Origin of the sequence: Brevibacterium sp. W7.2 (genome assembly GCF_018137945.1) — a bacterium.
GTDB classification, from domain to species: domain Bacteria; phylum Actinomycetota; class Actinomycetes; order Actinomycetales; family Brevibacteriaceae; genus Brevibacterium; species Brevibacterium sanguinis.
This window is the reverse complement of sequence record NZ_CP073089.1, coordinates 1,138,057-1,156,897: the sequence shown is the minus strand read 5'-3', so window position 1 is coordinate 1,156,897 and position 18,841 is coordinate 1,138,057. Positions and strand designations below refer to the sequence as shown.

16 protein-coding genes and 1 other RNA gene are annotated in these 18,841 nt (G+C 68.1%); 5 read left to right on the top strand and 12 right to left on the bottom strand.

Features of this window, described 5'->3' with window-relative positions:
- Positions 1-13: 13 nt before the first annotated feature.
- Positions 14-1,123, top strand: a complete 1,110-nt coding sequence (locus J9315_RS05095) for a histidinol-phosphate transaminase (RefSeq protein WP_211978926.1) — start codon at positions 14-16, stop codon at positions 1,121-1,123.
- A gap of 89 nt (positions 1,124-1,212) precedes the next feature.
- Here the strand turns inward: J9315_RS05095 and J9315_RS05090 are convergent, their stop codons facing one another.
- A complete protein-coding gene (locus J9315_RS05090; RefSeq protein WP_211978925.1) occupies positions 1,213-2,622 on the bottom strand; it encodes a PucR family transcriptional regulator in 1,410 nt (469 codons plus the stop codon).
- Between the two features lie 150 nt (positions 2,623-2,772).
- Between J9315_RS05090 and speB the strand changes: the two genes are divergently transcribed.
- The 3 genes from speB to J9315_RS05075 are packed head-to-tail and all read left to right on the top strand — an operon-like array spanning position 2,773 to position 6,979.
- Positions 2,773-3,783: an agmatinase gene (gene speB / locus J9315_RS05085; RefSeq protein ID WP_211978924.1), complete on the top strand. Its 1,011-nt coding sequence runs from the start codon at positions 2,773-2,775 to the stop codon at positions 3,781-3,783.
- Positions 3,776-5,437, top strand: a complete 1,662-nt coding sequence (locus tag J9315_RS05080) for a thiamine pyrophosphate-binding protein (RefSeq protein WP_211978923.1) — start codon at positions 3,776-3,778, stop codon at positions 5,435-5,437. Before speB ends, J9315_RS05080 begins: the two co-directional genes overlap by 8 nt.
- A gap of 42 nt (positions 5,438-5,479) precedes the next feature.
- A complete protein-coding gene (locus tag J9315_RS05075; protein ID WP_249121032.1) occupies positions 5,480-6,979 on the top strand; it encodes a sodium:solute symporter in 1,500 nt (499 codons plus the stop codon).
- Positions 6,980-6,995: 16 nt separating this feature from the next.
- On the opposite strand, the gene J9315_RS05070 is transcribed toward J9315_RS05075, so the two are convergent.
- The 5 genes from J9315_RS05070 to J9315_RS05050 form a co-directional block, all read right to left on the bottom strand.
- The gene (locus J9315_RS05070; protein WP_211978922.1) at positions 6,996-7,631 is read right to left on the bottom strand and encodes a signal peptidase I; all 636 of its coding nucleotides are present in this window, start codon (positions 7,629-7,631) and stop codon (positions 6,996-6,998) included.
- A complete protein-coding gene (locus J9315_RS05065) occupies positions 7,628-8,575 on the bottom strand; it encodes a hypothetical protein (protein ID WP_211978921.1) in 948 nt (315 codons plus the stop codon). Before J9315_RS05065 ends, J9315_RS05070 begins: the two co-directional genes overlap by 4 nt.
- Positions 8,572-9,714 carry a hypothetical protein gene (locus J9315_RS05060; RefSeq protein WP_211978920.1) on the bottom strand — a complete coding sequence of 381 codons (1,143 nt, stop codon included), beginning with the start codon at positions 9,712-9,714 and terminating at the stop codon, positions 8,572-8,574. The genes J9315_RS05065 and J9315_RS05060 overlap by 4 nt, the downstream gene beginning before the upstream one ends.
- Positions 9,715-9,722: 8 nt before the next feature.
- Positions 9,723-10,274 (bottom strand): hypothetical protein, encoded by a 552-nt coding sequence (locus J9315_RS05055; RefSeq protein ID WP_211978919.1) that lies wholly within the window; start codon positions 10,272-10,274, stop codon positions 9,723-9,725.
- A gap of 81 nt (positions 10,275-10,355) precedes the next feature.
- Positions 10,356-10,943: an alternate-type signal peptide domain-containing protein gene (locus tag J9315_RS05050; RefSeq protein ID WP_211978918.1), complete on the bottom strand. Its 588-nt coding sequence runs from the start codon at positions 10,941-10,943 to the stop codon at positions 10,356-10,358.
- Positions 10,944-11,681: 738 nt separating this feature from the next.
- Between J9315_RS05050 and J9315_RS05045 the strand changes: the two genes are divergently transcribed.
- The gene (locus J9315_RS05045) at positions 11,682-13,334 is read left to right on the top strand and encodes a thiamine pyrophosphate-binding protein (protein WP_211978917.1); all 1,653 of its coding nucleotides are present in this window, start codon (positions 11,682-11,684) and stop codon (positions 13,332-13,334) included.
- Between the two features lie 121 nt (positions 13,335-13,455).
- Here J9315_RS05045 and ssrA read toward each other — a convergent pair.
- From ssrA to prfB, 6 genes are all read right to left on the bottom strand, one after another.
- Positions 13,456-13,833, bottom strand: a transfer-messenger RNA (tmRNA) gene (ssrA, locus tag J9315_RS05040).
- A gap of 130 nt (positions 13,834-13,963) precedes the next feature.
- Complete coding sequence (gene smpB, locus J9315_RS05035; protein WP_211978916.1) at positions 13,964-14,434, bottom strand: SsrA-binding protein SmpB; 471 nt, start codon at positions 14,432-14,434, stop codon at positions 13,964-13,966.
- A gap of 163 nt (positions 14,435-14,597) precedes the next feature.
- Positions 14,598-15,827, bottom strand: coding sequence for a M23 family metallopeptidase (locus J9315_RS05030; RefSeq protein WP_198499323.1), 1,230 nt, complete (start codon positions 15,825-15,827; stop codon positions 14,598-14,600).
- Position 15,828: 1 nt separating this feature from the next.
- Positions 15,829-16,743: a permease-like cell division protein FtsX gene (gene ftsX / locus J9315_RS05025; RefSeq protein ID WP_198499324.1), complete on the bottom strand. Its 915-nt coding sequence runs from the start codon at positions 16,741-16,743 to the stop codon at positions 15,829-15,831.
- Complete coding sequence (gene ftsE, locus J9315_RS05020) at positions 16,740-17,429, bottom strand: cell division ATP-binding protein FtsE (RefSeq protein WP_137826750.1); 690 nt, start codon at positions 17,427-17,429, stop codon at positions 16,740-16,742. Before ftsE ends, ftsX begins: the two co-directional genes overlap by 4 nt.
- A gap of 189 nt (positions 17,430-17,618) precedes the next feature.
- A complete protein-coding gene (prfB, locus tag J9315_RS05015) occupies positions 17,619-18,737 on the bottom strand; it encodes a peptide chain release factor 2 (RefSeq protein ID WP_137826753.1) in 1,119 nt (372 codons plus the stop codon).
- Positions 18,738-18,841 lie beyond the last annotated feature (104 nt).

Below are 18,841 nucleotides of genomic sequence, written 5' to 3'. Positions count from 1 at the left end.
CCATCATGAGTCCATGACGACTCCCGAGCCCTCCGTCGAGCCTGCCCGCCTCCCGCATCTGCGAGCAGCCCTCGAGACCTTCCCGCCCTACATTCCCGGCCGCCAGCCGCAGGAGGTCCCGGGGCTCGCACCGCTCAAGCTCTCCTCGAACGAGAATCACCTCCCGCCGCTGCCGGCCGTCAGTCAGACCATCGCCGAGCACGTGTCCTCCCCCGCCTCCTACCCCGACGACGCGGCCACCGCACTGCGCACGGGCCTGGCCGACCGCCTCGGCGTGGGCGTCGACAACCTCATCGTCACCACCGGTGCCAGCGAACTCCTCGTGGCCCTCACGCAGATCACCTCCGATGCGACGACCGAGGCGATCTACCCGTGGCCGTCGTTCGAGATGTACCCGCAGACGACGGGGCTCGCCGGAGCCACCCGCGTCGAGGTGCCGCTGCGACCCGACGGCACCCACGACCTCGCGGCGATGGCGGAGGCGATCACCGAGGCGACGACGCTCATCATCCTCTGCTCCCCGAACAATCCGACCGGGCCCGCCCTGCGCGAGACCGAGGTCCGGGAGTTCCTCGCCCAGGTTCCCGATCGCGTGCTCGTCGCCCTCGACGAGGCGTACTGGGAGTTCGCGACCGCCGAGGGCGTCGTCGACGGGCTCGGCCTCGTCGCCGACTTCCCCAACGTCGTCCTGCTGCGCACCTTCTCCAAGGCCCACGGCCTCGCCGGGCTGCGGGTCGGATACGCTGTCGCCGCACCCGGCATCATCGCCGGTCTGCTCAAGGCCGTCATCCCGTTCGGCGTCACCGACCTCAGCCAGGCGGCGGCCCTCACCTCGCTGCAGCACTGGGACGAGGTGATGGCCCGCGCAGCCGAGATCGCCGAGCTCAGGGACTGGTTCGCCGCCGAGCTGCGGGGCCAGGGCTGGGACGTGCCGGAGGCGCAGGGCAACTTCGTCTGGCTGCCGCTCGGCGAGCTCTCCGACGCCTTCGAAGAGGCCAGCGTCGCCCGTGCGGTGGCCGTGCGCAACCTCGGCGACGGGGTGCGCATCAGCATCGGCGACCGCGCCGGTCTCGACCGGGTCCTCGAGATCACCGCGGACTTCCGCGCCGCGCACTTCGCCTGAGCGCTGCAGGTCCAGCGTCACGGGATCGCGGCGCGGCGACCTACCGGTATAGCGGGATCGCGGCGCCGCGAGCTACCGACGCTATGGGCTCACAGTTCCGCGAGTTCGAGGGCGATCGCGACGGCATGGACCGTGTCGGGACGGGAGAGGTCGCGGCCGAGGAGCCGTTCGATCCGCTGCAGCCGCGCCCGCACCGTGTGCCGGTGGATCCCGAGTTCGGCGGCCACGGCATCACGGACCCCGCCGGAGGCGATGAACGACCGCAGGGTGACCAGCAGGTCCTGACCGTCCTGCGAGGCCAGCAGAGCACCGAGGACCTCATCGACGAAGCGCACCGCCGCCGCCTCGTCGATCACCGACAGCAGGGCCCTGACATCGGAGTTCACCGTGTCGTTCTGGGTCCGCCACACCGTCCACGTGTGATGGACCTGCGTCAGCGGCAGCGACTTGACGAACAGCCGGTCGACCCCGGTCACCTCGGCGACCCGGGCGACGAGGGGATCGCCGGAGTGGAGGACGCCGATCATGGACCCGGCCCGGGCGGTGAGCGTGCCGCCCCCGAGATCGCCGAAGAGCTGCTCGGCGACGTCCCCGCGGACCCCGCCGACGATCGTGAACTCGGCACGCGAGAGCGCCGGGGTGCCGGTGCGCAGCACCCATTCGGCGCGCGCCTCGGATGCCGACAGGGTCGTCGAGAACAGCGTCGACTCCCCGCGGCGCAGCGGCTGGTCGATCACCGAGAGGCCGAGGAGCGCGGCGGCGGTCGCGAGCAGCAGTCCCCGGGTGCGCGAAGCCACCGCCGCGTCCCGCCCTGCGAGGATCCACCCGCTGACCCGGTCGTCGCCGATCGGCACCGCCTCGTAGCGACCGCCGGCGGCACGGAGCAACCGCGGGGCCAGTGACGTCCCGACCGCCTCGGCGATGAGTTCGGCACGGACATCGGCCGGCGCGTTCTGCCCGGTCAGCCCCCTGCCGGTGGGGGAGACGAAATGGACCTCGGAGCCCAGGGCGGCGGAGAGCTCGGCGACGAGCGCGGCCGGACCCTGCCGCGCGAGCGCCGTGGCGAACCGCCGGCCCGCGCTCCCGGCCCGGCTGACTTCACGGTTCGACTCCTCCTCCCGCATCCGCGTGAACGCGTCGACGACGGCGACGAACGGCACGGGTTCGGGCACGCCGAAGAGCGCGAGGTCGTGAGCGCGGGCGTGGTCGACGAGCGAGGGCGGCAGCTCCACCGACGGCAGGTCGCGCCCCAGGCCGATGCCGAGGGCATGGACGCCCACTCGCTTGAGTCTCGCGATGTAGTCGCCGGCGGAGTCCGCGGTGAGATCCTGGCCGACGCCGATCGTCAGGAGCACCTCTCCCCCGGCCAGCCATTCGTCGACCTCCGGCAGCTCGGAGGAGTGGACGATCGTGACCTCCCGGGACCGGGCTCCGACCGGGTCGACGGCGATCTCGAGGGCGAGTTCGCGCCGCGCCCACAGCTGTCCCAAGGTGACCATGACGCCCAGTCTATCCACTGTGGACATCCGAGGTGTCGCTTCTGTCCAAGCTGGATATCTGTGACCGGGATGACACGTCCTAGGCTGATGGCACATCAGTCCCGAACCGCGCCGGTCTCCCCGGCGTCGTGCCCGCTGCAAGGAGAGTCAATGCCGTCTCAGCCCCTCGGCCCCGCCGACTACAGCCAGACCCCGCGCTTCGCCGGACCCCCGACCTTCGGACTCCTGCCGCGCCTCGACGAGGTCGAAGCCCAGCGGCCGGGCGAGAAGATCGACGTCAAGGTCGTCGGCATCCCCTTCGACGCCGGAGTCAGCTACCGGCCCGGCGCCCGGTTCGGACCGGCCCATATCCGCCAGTCCTCGAAGCTGCTGCGCCCCTACAACCAGGCCACCGGCGTCCACCCGTTCACGTGGCAGCAGGTCGCCGACTGCGGTGACCTCGGCGTCAACCCCTTCGACATCGAAGAGGCGATCGCCACGGTCGAGGAGAACGCCGACGCCCTGCGCGCCGACGGCGCGAAGGTCCTCACCCTCGGCGGCGACCACACCCTGGCCCTGCCCAATCTGCGCTCGCTGCACAAGACCCACGGCAGGATCGCCGTCCTCCACTTCGATGCCCACCTCGACACGTGGGACACGTACTTCGGCGCCCCCTACACGCACGGCACCCCGTTCCGCCGCGCCAGCGAAGAGGGACTCATCGACCTCACCGCCTCGATGCACGTCGGCATCCGCGGGCCCCTCTACGGCAAGAAGGACCTCGAGGACGACGACGTGCTCGGCTTCCAGATCATCCGCAGCGACGACTACCAGTTCACCTCGGTCCAGGACGTCGTCGCCCGCATCCGACGCCGCCTCGGCGACGCCCCCGTCTACCTCTCGATCGACATCGACGTCCTCGACCCGGCGGCCGCCCCCGGCACCGGCACCCCCGAGGCCGGCGGCATGACGAGCCGTGAGCTGCTCAACACGATCCGCGGCCTGCAGGGGCTCAACGTCGTCGGGGCGGAGATCGTCGAGGTCGCTCCCGCCTACGACCATGCGGAGATCACCGGCATCGCCGCCGCCCATGCCGGCTACGAGATCCTCTCCCTGTGGGCGGCCGACGCCAACGGGATGACCGAGCCCTCGGGTCCGAGCGGAGGAGTCCACAGTGCCTGAGGCCGATCGCTTCCGCAACGGCGGCAGAGCCGTCGTCGCCGCACTCGCCGCCCACGATGTCGACACGATCTTCGGGATCCCCGGCACCCACAACCTCGAGTTCTACCGGCACTTGCCGGAGTTCGGGATCCGCGCGGTCACGCCCCGCCACGAGCAGGGCGCCGGCTACGGGGCCGACGGCTACTTCCTGCTCTCGGGCAAGCCCGGGGTCGTCATCACGACCTCGGGACCGGGGCTGACGAACGTCGTCACCGCGGCGGCGACGGCGTATGCGGAGTCCCGCCCGATGCTCATCCTCTCCCCCGGTGTGCCCACCGGGCTCGAACGCGCCGACATCGGAATGCTCCACGAGACGAAGGACTCCTCCGGGGCGCTGTCGCACCTGCTCGTGTCCTCCCAGCGCACCCGCACCGCCGAAGGTGCGGCCCAGGCCGTCGCCGAGGCGTTCGCGCTGTTCGCGTCATCCCGTCCCGGTCCCGTCCACATCGAGGTCCCCCTCGACGTGCTCGAGGGCGACTGGCACGGCAGTGTGCCCGCGCCGATCCCGGCGAGGCGACCCGAACTCGACCGCCAGGCCGTCACCCGTGCCGTCGACGCGATCCGCACCGCCGCCCGTCCCCTCATCGTCGCCGGCGGGGGTGCGCGCTCGGCTGCCGCTGAGGTCCAGGACCTCGCCGAGGCGATCGACGCTCCCGTCGTCACGACCGCCAACGGGAAGGGCATCGTCGCCGAGGACCATCCGCTCTCGCTCGGATCGAATGTCCGCTTCCCGAGCGTCCAGGCCGAGTCGGCTGCCGCCGATGTGCTCATCGTCGTCGGCTCCGAACTCGCCGACTCCGACCTGTGGGGCGGGGTGATCGGCGCGCAGACGGCTCCCGGGGTCCGCGACGACCGGGCTGAGCAGGTCGTCATCCGCTGTGACATCGACCCCGACCAGTTGGGGAAGAACCTCCGCGGGGACATCCTCGTGTGCGCCGACGCCGGGGAGTTCCTCTCGGCTCTCATCACCACGCTCGACGACGCTCCCGAGACCGAGTCGGGGACCGCCTCGGCGGGGGAATCCGGGGCCGAGCGCACGGCTGCGCTCAGAGAATCCGGGGCCGATGATTTCGATGCCGAGTCGATCGGGGCACGGGTGACCCGCCTCGTCGCCGACGGCGCAGGATCCGATGTCGTCATCGCCGGGGACTCGTCCCAGGTCACCTACGACGGGACGGTCCACGCGCTCGAAGCGCACACCCCCGACCAGCTCCTCTACATGCCGGGCTTCGCCACCCTCGGGTACGGGATTCCCGCCGCGATCGGGGCGAAGCTCGCCGCTCCGGACCGACCGGTCGTCTGCCTCCTCGGCGACGGGGCGGCGATGTTCTCCATCCAGGAGATCATGACGGCGACCGAACTCGGCCTCGGGATCCCCTTCGTCATCGTCGACAACGGCGGGTACGCCGAGATCGAGGCCCAGATGGTCGACCGGGACATGATGCCCTTCGCCGTCGAACTCGCCCGCCCCGACTTCGCGAAGCTCGGGGAGTCGATGGGCGGGGTCGGGGTGACGATGGCCGAGTCGCAGATGCCGGCCGAGCTGCCCGACGCCGTCGCCGCGGCACTGTCCCGCACCGTTCCCACGATCATCCACATCACCGTCGGCACCTGAGCCTGCGGCACCGAAGAACCCACACGGAAAGAAGGAGTCACCGTGGACTCACTCGTAGTCATCGTCTACCTGGCCGCAATGGTCGGCTTCGGCATCTGGGGCCGATTCAAGGCGAAGAACCAGGACGATTTCCTCGTCGCCGGCCGCCGGCTGGGCGGACTGCTCTACACGGGCACGATGTCCGCCGTCGTCCTCGGCGGGGCCTCGACGATCGGCGGGGTGGGCCTCGGCTACACCGCGGGCCTGTCGGGGATGTGGCTCGTCTTCAGCATCGGCCTCGGTATCATCCTGCTCTCGCTGCTCTTCGCCCCGAAGATCCAGAAGCTCGAGATCTACACGGTCTCGCAGATGCTCGAACTGCGCTACGGCAAGGGCTCACGGCTCGTGTCGGGGGCGATCATGACCGCGTACGGGCTGATGATCTCGACGACGTCGACGGTGGCGTACGCGACGATCTTCCACGCGCTCTTCGACCTCGACAGGTTCTGGTCGGTCATCATCGGCGGCGGCATCGTCATCACGTACTCGATGCTCGGCGGCATGTGGTCGATCACGCTCACCGACTTCGTCCAGTTCCTCATCCAGACCGTCGGCATCTTCCTCATCATGCTTCCGCTCGTCCTGCAGCGGGCCGGCGGCCTCGGCGAGCTGTTCTCCGTGCTCCCGCCCGAGCAGACGTCCCCGGTGGGCATCGGCTGGCAGGCGATCCTCGGCTACATCCTCATCTACACGCTCGGTCTCCTCATCGGCCAGGACATCTGGCAGCGCGTGTTCACCGCCCGCACACCGGCCGTCGCCCGCTGGGGCGGGCTGTCGGCAGGCGTGTACTGCCTGCTCTACGCCGTCGCCGGTGCGCTCATCGGCATGGCCGCACTGCGCATCGTGCCCGGCATCGCGGTGCCCGACGATGTCTTCGTCGCCGTCGTCGATGCCTCGATGTCCCCGGTCGTCGCCGGCTTCGTCCTCGCCGCGGCCCTCGCGGCGATGATGTCGACGGCATCGGGGTCGCTGCTGGCCGCGTCGACCGTGTGCCGACAGGACATCGTCGAGCCGCTGCTCGCGAAGCGGCAGATCGTGCCGGTCGCGCAGACCGCGGAGGGGACGGGCGGTGCCGATGCGGCGGCCTCTGCCGGAACGACGCGCACGATCGCCCAGTCGCTCGTCCGCGAGACCGGTGACGAGGTGCGCGATTCGCGCATCTACCTCATCGGACTCGGCATCGTCACCCTGGCGCTCGCGCTCATCATGCCGAGCGTCGTCGAAGCCCTCACCGTCGCCTACAACCTGCTCGTGGCCGGACTCTTCGTGCCGATCCTCGGCGGACTCGTCTTCCGCCGCGGCACCATCGTCGGCGTCATGGCCGGAATGATCCTCGGCTCCGTGACGACGATCGTCATCATGATCACCGTCGACATCTACGCCAACGAGGCGATCTACTTCGGCCTGCTCGCCTCTCTGCTCGGCTACCTCGTCGGCTCACTCGTCTCGAAGCCGACGTCGCCGGAGATCATGGCCGCATGGCGGGAGCGTCTGAGCCGGTAAGGGGCTGAGCCGGTGCTCAGTGCCGGCCGGAGCCCTTCCGCTTCGGCCGGCAGACCTCCCACACCGCGTAGGCGATGAGGAGACCGGCGACGATCCAGATACCCGTGCGCTTCTGGTCGGGAGTCGTCAGCTGCGCGACATAGCCGACGAGCGGGACGTGGTAGCGGACGACGCCGCGCACCTGCACACTGCGCACCGGGTCGGGGTCGGGAGCATTGTTCGCATCTCCCTGCGTGCGGTAGACGGTCTCACCGTCCACCTCGGCGACGTCGATGATCCGGTGGGTGATCATGTCGTCCGTGCCCGGTTTGCGCAGGTACGTGATGATCTGCCCCTTCGTGAGCCCCTGGGTCTGCTCCGGCCGCAGGGGTTTGACGACGACCTGCGACCCCGGCGGGATCGTCGGCTCCATCGACCCGGTGAGCACCGTGAGCGGCACCCAACCCATGGCGAGCGGCACGACGACGGAGGCAAGGAGCACCCCGATGATCGCGGTCAGCAGCACCCCGCACAGCCAGGAGATGACGGTCCGCAGGCGGCGCTTGGGTCGGGGCCGCCTCTCCACCGGGTCGGCGTCCGGGTTGACGGGGGCGGCGCCGAGGCGGTCGGCACTTCCGTCCGCGTGAGCGACCTCGGTCGGTTTCACGGTCATGTCGTCGTCTCTCCCTTCTCCGCGCGGCGTCGGCGGGCGCCGGCGATGAGGACTGCACCGAGTCCGATCGCGATGCCCGCGAGCGCGACGAGTCCTGCGCTCTCGAGACCGGTTCGCGGCAGCGCCCCTCCCCCGTCGCCCGTGCTCGTCGCCGAGGCGTCACTGGCCGTAGCCGCCTGCGACGAGGTGGTTCCCCCGGCGGCCGCGGAAGCGTCGGTTCCGTCGGCGTCGGCTGCGGCACCGGCGGTGTCGTCGGCATCGGCCGTATCGTCATCGCCTGCCGTGTCATCGGCACCGGCATCGGAATCCGCCGACGACGCTGCATCCGCGCGGACGTCGGCCTGCGCGTCTTCGTCGGCCGTGGCTACGCATTCGCCACCGGCGCCGACCCCGAGGGTGAAACGCAGCGGCCACGTGCGCTTCTGCGTGTCGTTGTCCCGCTCCTCGACAGCCGGCAGTGCGACGTCGACGGCAAGGGTCTCGCGGGCGCCGGGCGCGAGGGAGCCGAGCTCAATGCTCGTTCCGACGATGTCGCGGTAGGTTCCCTCGGCGACGGTGCGACCAGCCCACGTGATCGTCACCTGGAGGTCGCGGTCGGGGTTCTCCACCGGCGTCGTCTCCGGTGCGACCCGGAGCGTCGCGGTCACCGGCACCTCGGCGATCGAGCGGATCGCCAGCGCATCGTCGGCACCCGCACCGGGGGCGAGCAGCTCGGGCACATCGGGGAAGGCCCGAGCGAGATCGCCGGGCGCGGTCTCCTCGCCCCCGTCGGTCTCGGACACCCGGATCGCGTCATCGATCGAAGACGGACAGGCAACCGCCGAGGCGGGGGCGGGGACCAGGGCGAGCGCCCCGGCGACGGCCAGCGAGATGAGCACGGTCACCGTCCTGCGCAGCGCCCTCGCGGCGGAAAGGACATCGCTGATGTGCTGAACTCCTCTCATAGCGACGCCAGACTGACGCTGCAGGTGGGGAAGAGGCTAAAGGGCTCACGCTTCATCGACAGGATGTACACCGGCGACTGGGTGGCTCGTTCGCCGTTCGGGCCGGGCACATGGCTCCCGGCTCCCCCGGTTCCGCGGATGACGAAGGTGAACTTCAGGTCGTAGCCCGCTCCGAGTTCGAAAGGCTGGCGGACGACCTCGACGCTGGTGCCGGTGAATCCGGACCCCACATCGGGAATCGGCGCGTAGGACCCGTAGTTGCCCGGGTTCGAGCCCTGCAGCTCCCGGGCCGTCTTCGCCAGTCCGCTGTAGGCCGCCAGCGTCGACGTGTTCACCGAAAACGTGTGGGAGAGATCGAAGTTGTCGGTCACACTGCAGGCACCTGTGGTGTTCGATCCGGTCGCCACCGTGACCACGGGTCGCTTCACCGTCGCGGCGACGCCACGGCACTCCTGCGCTGCGGTGGCTCCGGCCGGGCATGCCGCCCGGTCGCCGGGATTCGGGCCGAGGGCACCGTGGGGATAGAGCTCGGCGGTCTCTGCGCTCGAGAGTCCGTCGACGCGCCAGTTCACAGCGAAGCGGAAGTCGAACTTCGCCCCTGCGGCTCCGACGAGACGCTGATAGAGGAGCTGAGTCGAGTTCGATTCGACGCCGACGACGATCTTCTGGCTGGCTCCCGGCGCGAGCGTCCAGCTGAGGTTCGCCTCGGGGAACTGGGTCGTCGACCGTGTCGTCGTCACGCTCGAGGCGATCTGCTGCTTCGCGCCGTTTCGGTCGATGACGTACGCCCGCGCTTTCCCCGACGCCTGACCGGTGTTCGCTCCCGTGAGCGCCACGGATCCGATGGCGACGGTGGCGACCATCGACGTCGGTGACGAGTTCGTCACCGTCAGCGAGGTCTCGTTGGTCTGTCGGTCGAACCAGTTCCAGTCGCCGTAGTCAGGCGTGATGATACCCGCGGTCGTCGCCGCAATCTGCTGGGAGGACAGGGTCGATCCCGAGGAGTCACCGGCCTCGTCGAAGAACCGCGCGAACGTGGCACCGCTGGGCACGAGCGCGACGGCGACGACCGCGGCGACGAGAGCGAGCACGCACACGGCGGCGAGCACGCGGGCCCTCGGGCGCTGTCTGTCCGACATCTGCGATCTCAACGGTCCTCCTGAATGGCTTGCACAGCGATGTCGGGAACCGTGACGTCGCCGAAGGCCCCAGCCCAGTCTCCGGCGCCGACGGGTCCGGAGAACTCGAGTGTGCGCTCGACTGTCACGGTCTGCGCACCGGTGAGCACACCGCCCGGTGTGACCGTGTCCTCACTCGTCCACCCTGGTGAAGGGGTCTGCGGCAGCGGCGTCACCGTGATCGCATACCGCAGATTCGTCCCGGTCGCCGTGACGTCGAATCGGGATTCCACGGTCAGCCGGTCCCCCCGCATGAAGCGGAAGTCCCGGACCTGGGCAGCACTCGCCTCGGCGCAGTGCGCGAAGCCCTGCGGAGCGGTGCACGCGGTCAGTCCCTCGAAGCGGGTGTCGGTCGGGTACCTGCCGAGGATCCGATAGGAGACGTCGCTCGAGGCGATGCCGAGTTCGCCGGAGTTCACCGTGATCGGATCGTCGGCGAAGCGCAGCTCCTCATACCACCTGGCACTCGTGCCGAGCCCGCTCGAGAGCAGCACCAAGGCGGCCGCAAGGGCCACGATCACGCGCACTCTCATCCGACAGCTCTCATCCGGTCACCGACGACAACGTCGTCCTCCGGCCGCTGCGAGCCGGAGGACTGTCCGTCAGCGGTCGTTCTGCACCAGCTGCAGCTTGATGTCGCCGGTGTTGAAGGAGTAGTCCGTGTTCTGGTTCTCCTCGCCCCACCACTGTGCGGTGTCGGTGCCGGGGTTGTCCCGGTTGAGGGAGTTGTCCACGGAGTCCTTGAACTCCTTGAAGTAGATGGAGAAGCCGACGTCGAAGGTGTCGCCGTCGTTGGCGGCGGTGAGCACGATCGGGTCGCTGCTGCCGTTGACGGTCGCCTTGAGCACGGCGAAGTCGTCGTCGACGAGCTGCGCGAGGGCTCCGGTGGGCACTGCGGTGAGGGTGGCCCGCAGGTTCTTGCCCTTGATGTTCGTCACGACCTGCGAGCTGCCGGTGCACTCCATGGTGTCGCCGGGCACGACGAGGTCACCGGGGACGACGTTGTCGCCGCCGTTGGCCCACTGGCAGGAGAGGTTGTCGATGGAGAAGTTGAGCTCACCGGACTGGACGTTGGCCGCCTCGTTGCCCAGGGATGCTTCGTCGTACCAGCGTGCGAAGGTGAGGCCGCCTCCGATGAGGAGGACCGCGGCGGCTCCGCCGGCGAGGACGGCTTTCTTGTTGACATTCATCGATGTGTCGCTTTCCGGCAGAGGATATTGCCAATAAAGGGTGTTGGAATGAGAGGGTGGGTGCGGGCACTGCGTTCTCGATAACGCATACCTGTCACAATGAGATTAACATTCATTTCAGTTAGCGAGAAACTCTCGTTATCGTTTCGTAACAATCAATGACTGTTTCATTGCGTGAATCACACCTGCAATGGCAATGTTGTCAAACAATTCATTTGTCAGAACAGCTGAACGGATACCATGCCTGATCACAAGGCCACTGACCATCCGACACAGGCTCGTCGGCGCACCGTCCGCACGGCCTCGACACGCCTGAAGATCGCCGCGCGAATGACAGTCGAGGATATTTCGACAAGGCACCTGGAGGTGCGGCGGCGCACAGCCGATTCCCGCTGAGCGCACCGCCTTGTCGACGATCAAAGCGCCTTTCAGGTGGATTGATCAGGAGTTCTATACGGTAATTGAAATATCTATCACAGACTTTATCAGTGCGATTTCATGATGCCGTTCAACGAGAATTCACTTGTTAATTGCGCACCTGATCGGTGCACATTCATTCACCTCGGTTCGCCTCCCCGGACTTGGCGCAGACGACTGCTTCGCCCTATATTCGTACCTGTCAGGTTCCCGGCGCTGCGCCTCAATCAGCGTCCCGGGGGCCGGTGCTCGAAAAAGGAGCGCGAAGCCTCACGCGAGACATATATGGACCACTCTCCATATCTCTCGAAAGGCCCTCTCTTGGCGCACACCTCGGCGCACGTCGCGCACACGCTCTCCCGGCACATCGACGACGTCTTCGGACTCATGGGCAACGGCAACGCCCACTTCCTCGATGCCCTCCTCACCTCCACCTCGGCGACCTACACCGCGGTCCGGCACGAAGCCGGCGCCGTCGTCGCCGCCGATGCCCACTTCCGCACCTCGGGTCGCCTCGCTGCGGCGACGACGACGTACGGTGCCGGGTTCACCAACACGCTGACCGCGCTGGCCGAAGCCGCGCAGGCCCGCGTTCCGCTCGTCCTCGTCGTCGGCGACGAGCCGACCTCGGGTCCCCGCCCATGGGATGTCGATCAGATCGCGATGGCGTCAGCGGTCGGGGTGCGCACGTACACGGTCGGGCGGGTCGATGCCGCTGCCGCGACGGTGACGGCCATCGAGCATGCTCTGACCTACCGGGTGCCCGTCGTCCTCGCGATCCCCTATGACGTCGCGACGCTCGAGATCGGTGAGATCCCCGAGGTGCCGGGTCCGGGAAGGCCGAGTCCGCTCGCGCCCGGCGGTGAGTCCGCCGGTGCCGCCCTCGACCGTCTCGCAGCGGCCCTGGCCTCAGCGCAGCGCCCGCTCCTGCTCGCCGGTCGGGGCGCGTGGCTCTCCGGCGCCGGTGCCGCCCTCGGGGACCTCGCCGAGGCAGCCGGTGCGCTGACCGTGACGACGGCGCTGGGACGCAACATCTTTCCCGCCGCCGAGCACGACCTCGGCGTCGCCGGGGGCTTCGGGGCGCCTGCGGCGATGGCCCGCGTCCGCGAGGCCGACGTCGCCGTCGTCATCGGCGCCTCGCTCAATCAGTTCACGATGCGGTTCGGGGAGCTCTTCGGCCCGACCACCTCGGTGTGGCAGGTCGACGTCGACGACCGGGCGACGCACGCCCGCGTCGGCGGATTCATCCGCGGTGACGCGCGGCTGACGGCGGAGGCGCTGACGGAGCGGGTGCGGGGACTGACCGGCCCGACGGAAACGTGGCGGGGCCGGGTCGACACCGCCGCTGATCGGGTCTATGACCGGGGTGGGGAGTTCGGCTCCGACGGCCGCCTCGATCCTCGGGCCGCTGCCGCCCGCCTCGGCGAGCTCATGCCTGCCGATCGGGTCGTCGTCTCCGACGGCGGGCACTTCATCGCGTGGGCGAACATGTTCTGGGAGCCTTCGGCACCGGAGCGGATCGCCATGGTCGGCACGGCCTTCCAGTCGATCGGGCTCGGCTGGCACAGTGTTGCCGGCGCCGCCCGGGCGAACCCGGAGGCGACGATCGTGCTCACCACCGGCGACGGCGGTGGGGTGATGGCGCTGTCGGACCTCGACACGGCGATCCGCTCAGCCGGCGGCCGGGGCATGGCCGTCGTCTTCAACGACGCCGCCTACAGCGCCGAGGTGCACCTCTACGGGCGCAAGGGCCTCGCCACTCCCCCGATGCTCATCGACGAGATCGACTTCGCGGCGCTGGCGACCGCGGCCGGCGCCCAGGGTGTCGTCGTGCGCTCGCTCGCCGACCTCGACGTCGTCGCCGAGTGGGCGGCCGCACCGGTCGAGCAGCGACAGTTCCTCGTCCTCGACCTCCGCGTCTCGGGCACCGTCGTCGCGCCGTACCAGGAGGAGATCATCCGCGTGAACTCGTGACGGACCGGGGTCGGCCGACCTCCGTTGCCCGGCTCGGCGAACACATCCTGTCCGCGGCGCCTGATGGGACGACAACGGCCCCGGCAGCTCGGATTCAACCGAGCTGCCGGGGCCGTGACATGAGTGGAGATGGCGGGAATCGAACCCGCGTCCGTCGGCAGATTGTCAGGACTTCTCCGGGCGCAGTTCGTGAGGCAGTTTCTTAGGTTCTGGTCATCGCACGAACACGTAGACCAACGAACGGAGTTGGGTAAGAGTCCCTCAGATGCCCCCAACGTGCATCTGAAGCAGTGGCCTCTTAAGCGACGCCAGGATCTAGAGCAGAGGCAACTCTAGGCTGACGGATTCGCAGCTCGCGCTCTATCAGGCAGCGAGGGCGAAATCGGTGCGGTTTTCAGATTTAGCACCTATTGTTTTGCAGAGGACATTAACGAGATGACTCTGCATTCTCGGCCCGCTTCTCCCGACGCAGTGTCCAACGTCGAAACCGATCATCCCCATATTCTGTTGCCAATCCTGCTCACCGACATCACCTGGACGAACAGGCTCTGCCGCCGGGCAGGAACACCAGCATACTCTCTCAACACCGACCGGGCCAATTGCATTCCCGGGTGGGTCCGGTGAAGGACTCAGAGGTACTGCTTGGACTTCATCGCCCGCTCGGCCTCGCGCTTGTCCTGGGCTTCGCGCAGCGACTGCCGCTTGTCCCAGTCGCGCTTGCCGCGGGCCAGAGCGATCTTGACCTTGACCCGCGACCCTTCGAAGTAGAGTTCGAGCGGGATGAGGGTGCGCCCCGATTCCTTGACCTTCTGCGAGATCTTGAGGATCTCCTCGCGGTGGAGCAGCAGCTTGCGCCGACGCCTGGCGGCATGGTTCGTCCACGTGCCCTGGAGGTACTCGGGGATGTAGACGTTCTCCAGCCACGCTTCGTTCTGGAAGATGAGCGCGAACCCGTCCGTCAGCGACGCCCTGCCCTCACGCAGCGACTTCACCTCGGTGCCGGTGAGGACGAGGCCAGCCTCCCACGTGTCCTCGATGTGGTAGTCGTGGCGTGCCTTGCGGTTCCTCGCGATGACCTTCTTCCCGGTGTCCTTCGGCATGACCGGCCTCCTCTCTCCTCTTGTCCGATGCTCTCGTGCAATGCTCGTGTCCGACGTGCTCCACCGGCGGTCCGACGACCGCCGCCGACCTGCACACGCAGACCCACCAGTCTATCCCATCTGCAGTTCCGGCGCACTCGCCCTGACTGCCCGAAGGTGCGGATTACGAGATGAACGGCATCGCGTTGACGTAGCCGCCGTTCTCCATGATCTCGAAGTGGAGGTGGCAGCCGGTCGAGGCGCCGGTCGTGCCCGACTGGGAGATGACGTCGCCCTTCTTCACCTTCTGCCCGGCCTTCACGCTCAGGCTCGTGTTGTGGTTGTACGTCGAGGCGATCGACTTGCCGCCGATCTTGCCGTGGGAGATGACGACGCGGTTGCCGTAGCCGCCGGCCCAGCCGGCGCTGACGACGACTCCGTCACCGGCCGCCCGGATCGACGTTCCGCAGGGCACACCGAAGTCGGTGCCGGTGTGCAGCTTCCGGTTGCCCGTGATCGGGTGGATGCGGTAGCCGAACTGCGAGGTGATCGGGAAGCCCTCGGCGGGATTGGCGAGGACACCGTCGCCGTAGACGAAGTTGCCCTTCGCCTCCTGCTCCTTCTCCCACTCGCGGACCTCCTTCGCGAGCCGATCCTGCTCCGCCTTCTCATCGGCGAGCTGCTGCTCGGTCTTGTCCTTGTTGTCCGAGATCGTCTGCTCGGCGTCGTCCTTGGCGGAGATGAGGTTGTTGAGGTCGTCGGCCTTCTTCTTCGCGTCGGCCTGGGCGGCCTCCTTCGCGATGACCGCCTCGGCGGCCTCATCCTTGAGATCGGAGATCTCATCGGTGACCCCGGAGAGGCGCTCCTCGTTGTTCTCGTTGAGCGCACGCTGCTCCGAGAGGTCATCGATCGTGCGCTGCTGGGAGCGCACCGCGGAGTCGACGCGGCCGATGCCGCCGTCGGCGCTCGTGCCCTCGGCCATCTGCAGCAGCATCGCGAGGTCGGAGGTGATGCCGGAGTTCTGGTACGCCTGCCGGCCGATCCGCGCCGCGGCCGTGCGGTTCTGCTCGATCTCGTCCGTGCCCTGCTGGATCTCGTCCTTGAGGTCGGACTGCGCGTTCTCCGCCGAGGTCAGACGGGCGGCGAGGTCCTCATCCTTCTGCACCGCCTCGGCGAGGGCGTCGTCGGCTTTCTGGGACGCCTCCTCCGCGGCGGGCAGGGCCTCCTGGGCTTCGTCGCGTTCGGCGATGACCCGGGCGAGGTCCTCGTCGAGGCCCTCGAACTCCTGCTGGAGCTCCTTGACGCGTTCGTCGACCTTGTTCTTGTCGTCGCGCGGGTTGGCCGTCGCCGAGGTGACCGGCATGACGACGGCGAGCACAGCAGCCGTGACGAGAAGGGGAAGCCTGCGTTTCATCTCAGACCTTCGTGTACTTGTTGAGTGTGATGAGCGACGAGGCACCGGCCATGACGATGCCGATGACGAGGAGGATCGGGGCGACGATGAGGACGTCGACGCCGGAGATCAGACTGAAGCCGGTCGCCTGGTCCTGCAGCCAGCCGCTCACCCCGAAGTGGACGAGCAGGCCCAGGGAGCCGGCAGCGAGTCCCGCGCCGATCGCTGCGGCGATGACCCCTTCGAGGAGGAACGGGAGCTGGATGAAGGAGTTCGAGGCGCCGACGAGGCGCATGATCCCCGTCTCCCGGCGTCTGGCGAACGCGGAGAGGCGGATCGTCGTGGCGATGAGCAGCATCGCGCACAGCAGCATGATGCCGGCGATCGCGATCGCAACGACGGTGGCGACGTTGAGGACCCCGAAGAGGCGGTCGAGGAGCTGATTCTGGTCGACGACCTCTTCGACGCCCTGGGTCGAGGAGAAGTACTCGTTGATGATCTGGTACTGCTCGGCGTCCTTGAGCTTGACCCGGAAGGACTCGTTCATGTCCTCCTCGGGCACGGTGCCCTCGAGGCTCGTGCCGGCGAACTGGTCCTGGAAGCGCTGGTAGGCCTCGGCCTTGTCCTCGAAGTAGACGGTGTCGACGTACGGGGAGAGATCGGAGCTGGCGAGCGCGTCCTCGATGTTCTTCTTCTGCGTGTCGGTGACCTCGCCGTCGACGCAGTTCGTCGCCTCGGAGTCCGGCGGGCAGAGGAAGATCGAGACCTGGACGCGGTCGTACCAGTAGTCCTTCATCTGCCCGACCTGCATCTGCAGGAGGATCGCGGCGCCGACGAAGAGGAGGGAGACGAAGGTGACGAGGACGACGGAGAGGACCATCGAGAAGTTCTTCTTCAGGCCCGATCCGACCTCGGAGAGGATGAAGCCGGCCCTCATGAGGCGACTCCGTACGTGCCGTGCTCGACGTCGCGGACGATGCGGCCCTCTTTGAGTTCGATGACCCGCTTGGCCATCCGGTTGACGATCTCCCCGTCGTGGGTGGCCATGAGCACGGTCGTGCCGTTGCGGTTGATCTTCTCGAGCACCGACATGATGTCAGCGCTGGTCACGGGGTCGAGGTTGCCCGTCGGCTCGTCGGCGAGGAGGATCCCGGGCTTGTTGACGACGGCGCGGGCGATCGCGACGCGCTGCTGCTCACCGCCGGAGAGCTCGTACGGGTAGCGCTTCTCCTTGCCGGCCAGGCCCACGGTCTCGAGGACGTCGGGCACGAGCGTCGACATCGACGCCCGTGACTTGCCGATGACCTGGAGGGCGAAGGCGACGTTGGCGAAGACCGTCTTGTTCGGCAGCAGCCGGAAGTCCTGGAACACCGTGCCGATGCCGCGGCGCAGGTAGGGGACCCGCCAGGAGGGCATCTTCACCACGGACTTCCCCGCCACGGAGATCCGCCCCTTCGTCGGCACCTCTTCGCGGAGGATGAGGCGGATGACCGTCGACTTGCCCGATCCCGAGGCTCCGACGAGGAACACGAATTCCCCGCGGTCAGCCTCGAACGAGATGGAGTCGAGGGCCGCCCGGGTGCGGGTGTCGTAGGACTTCGAAACGGAGTCGAATGTGATCAAGAGGGTCTTCAATCGTGTCGCGGATGGCTCGGCCGCTTCCACTGTACGTAACAGTTCCGTGATGTGCGCGGAGGCGGCGGGGCGTGTGTTGCGCATCTGATGAAGTTCACAGTCCCACCACGATGCGTTCACCCGCGCCGAGGCGGTGGTGCCGTGGGGTCGGTGCGCCGAGGGGGTGGGTCGGAGAGGTCACTCCTCCTCGGCGTTCTCCTGCTGCTTGCGCCAGCGGATGCCCGCTTCGATGAGTCCGTCGAGGTCGCCGTCGAACACGGCTTGGGGATTGTTGACCTCGTACCCGGTGCGCAGATCCTTGACCATCTGGTAGGGGTGCGTGACGTACGAGCGCATCTGATCGCCCCAGCTCGCCTTGATGTCGCCGGCGAGCTCCTTCTTCTGCGCGGCCTCCTCCTGGCGCTTGCGCTCGAGGAGCCGCGACTGGAGGACGCGCATCGCGGCCTCCTTGTTCTGGATCTGCGACTTCTCGTTCTGCATGCTCACGACGACGCCGGTCGGAAGGTGCGTGATGCGCACAGCGGAGTCGGTCGTGTTGACGGACTGGCCGCCGGGCCCCGAGGACCGGTAGACGTCGATGCGCAGGTCGTTCTCGTCGACCTCGATGTGGTCGGTCGACTCGATGAGCGGGACGACCTCGACGGCGGCGAAGGAAGTCTGGCGGCGGCCCTGGTTGTCGAAGGGGCTGATGCGCACGAGGCGATGCGTGCCGGCCTCGACCGACAGCGTGCCGTAGGCGTAGGGGGCGTTGACCTGGATCGTCGCGGACTTGATGCCGGCGCCTTCGGCGTAGGAGGTGTCGAGTTCCTGAACGTTGTAGCCGCGGCCCTCGGCCCAGCGGATGTACATGCGGATGAGCATCTGCGCCCAGTCCGTCGCGTCGTCGCCGCCGGCACCGGAGCGGACGGTGACGACCGCCGAGCGCTCATCGTATTCGCCGGAGAGCAGGGTCGAGATCTCGAGCTCGCCGAGCTGATCCTTGAGCTTGGCGATGTCGCGTTCGGCTTCGACGAGCGAATCCGAGTCGCCTTCGGCCTCGGACATCTCGATGAGGAGTTCGGCGTCGTCGATGCGCTCCCCGAACTTCTCGAGCTTCTCGAGCGTGCCCTGCTTGTGCGAAAGCTTCGCCGAGGTCTTCTGCGCCGAATCGGGGTCGTCCCAGAACGTCGGGGCCGATGCTTCCTCGGTGAGCTCGGCGACCTCGTCACGCAGAGTCGGCAGGTCGGAGACGTCGAGGATCGCCTGATAGGTGCTGCGGAGGTTGGCGATTTCGGAAGCGTGATCAGTCGTGGCCATAATGCCTCGATTCTAGTCCATGGGGCACAGCCCCTCGGAACCGCCGAGCGGACGGACGCGGACGGCGGACGGATCAGGCCGGATAAAACCTCACCGAATCGCCT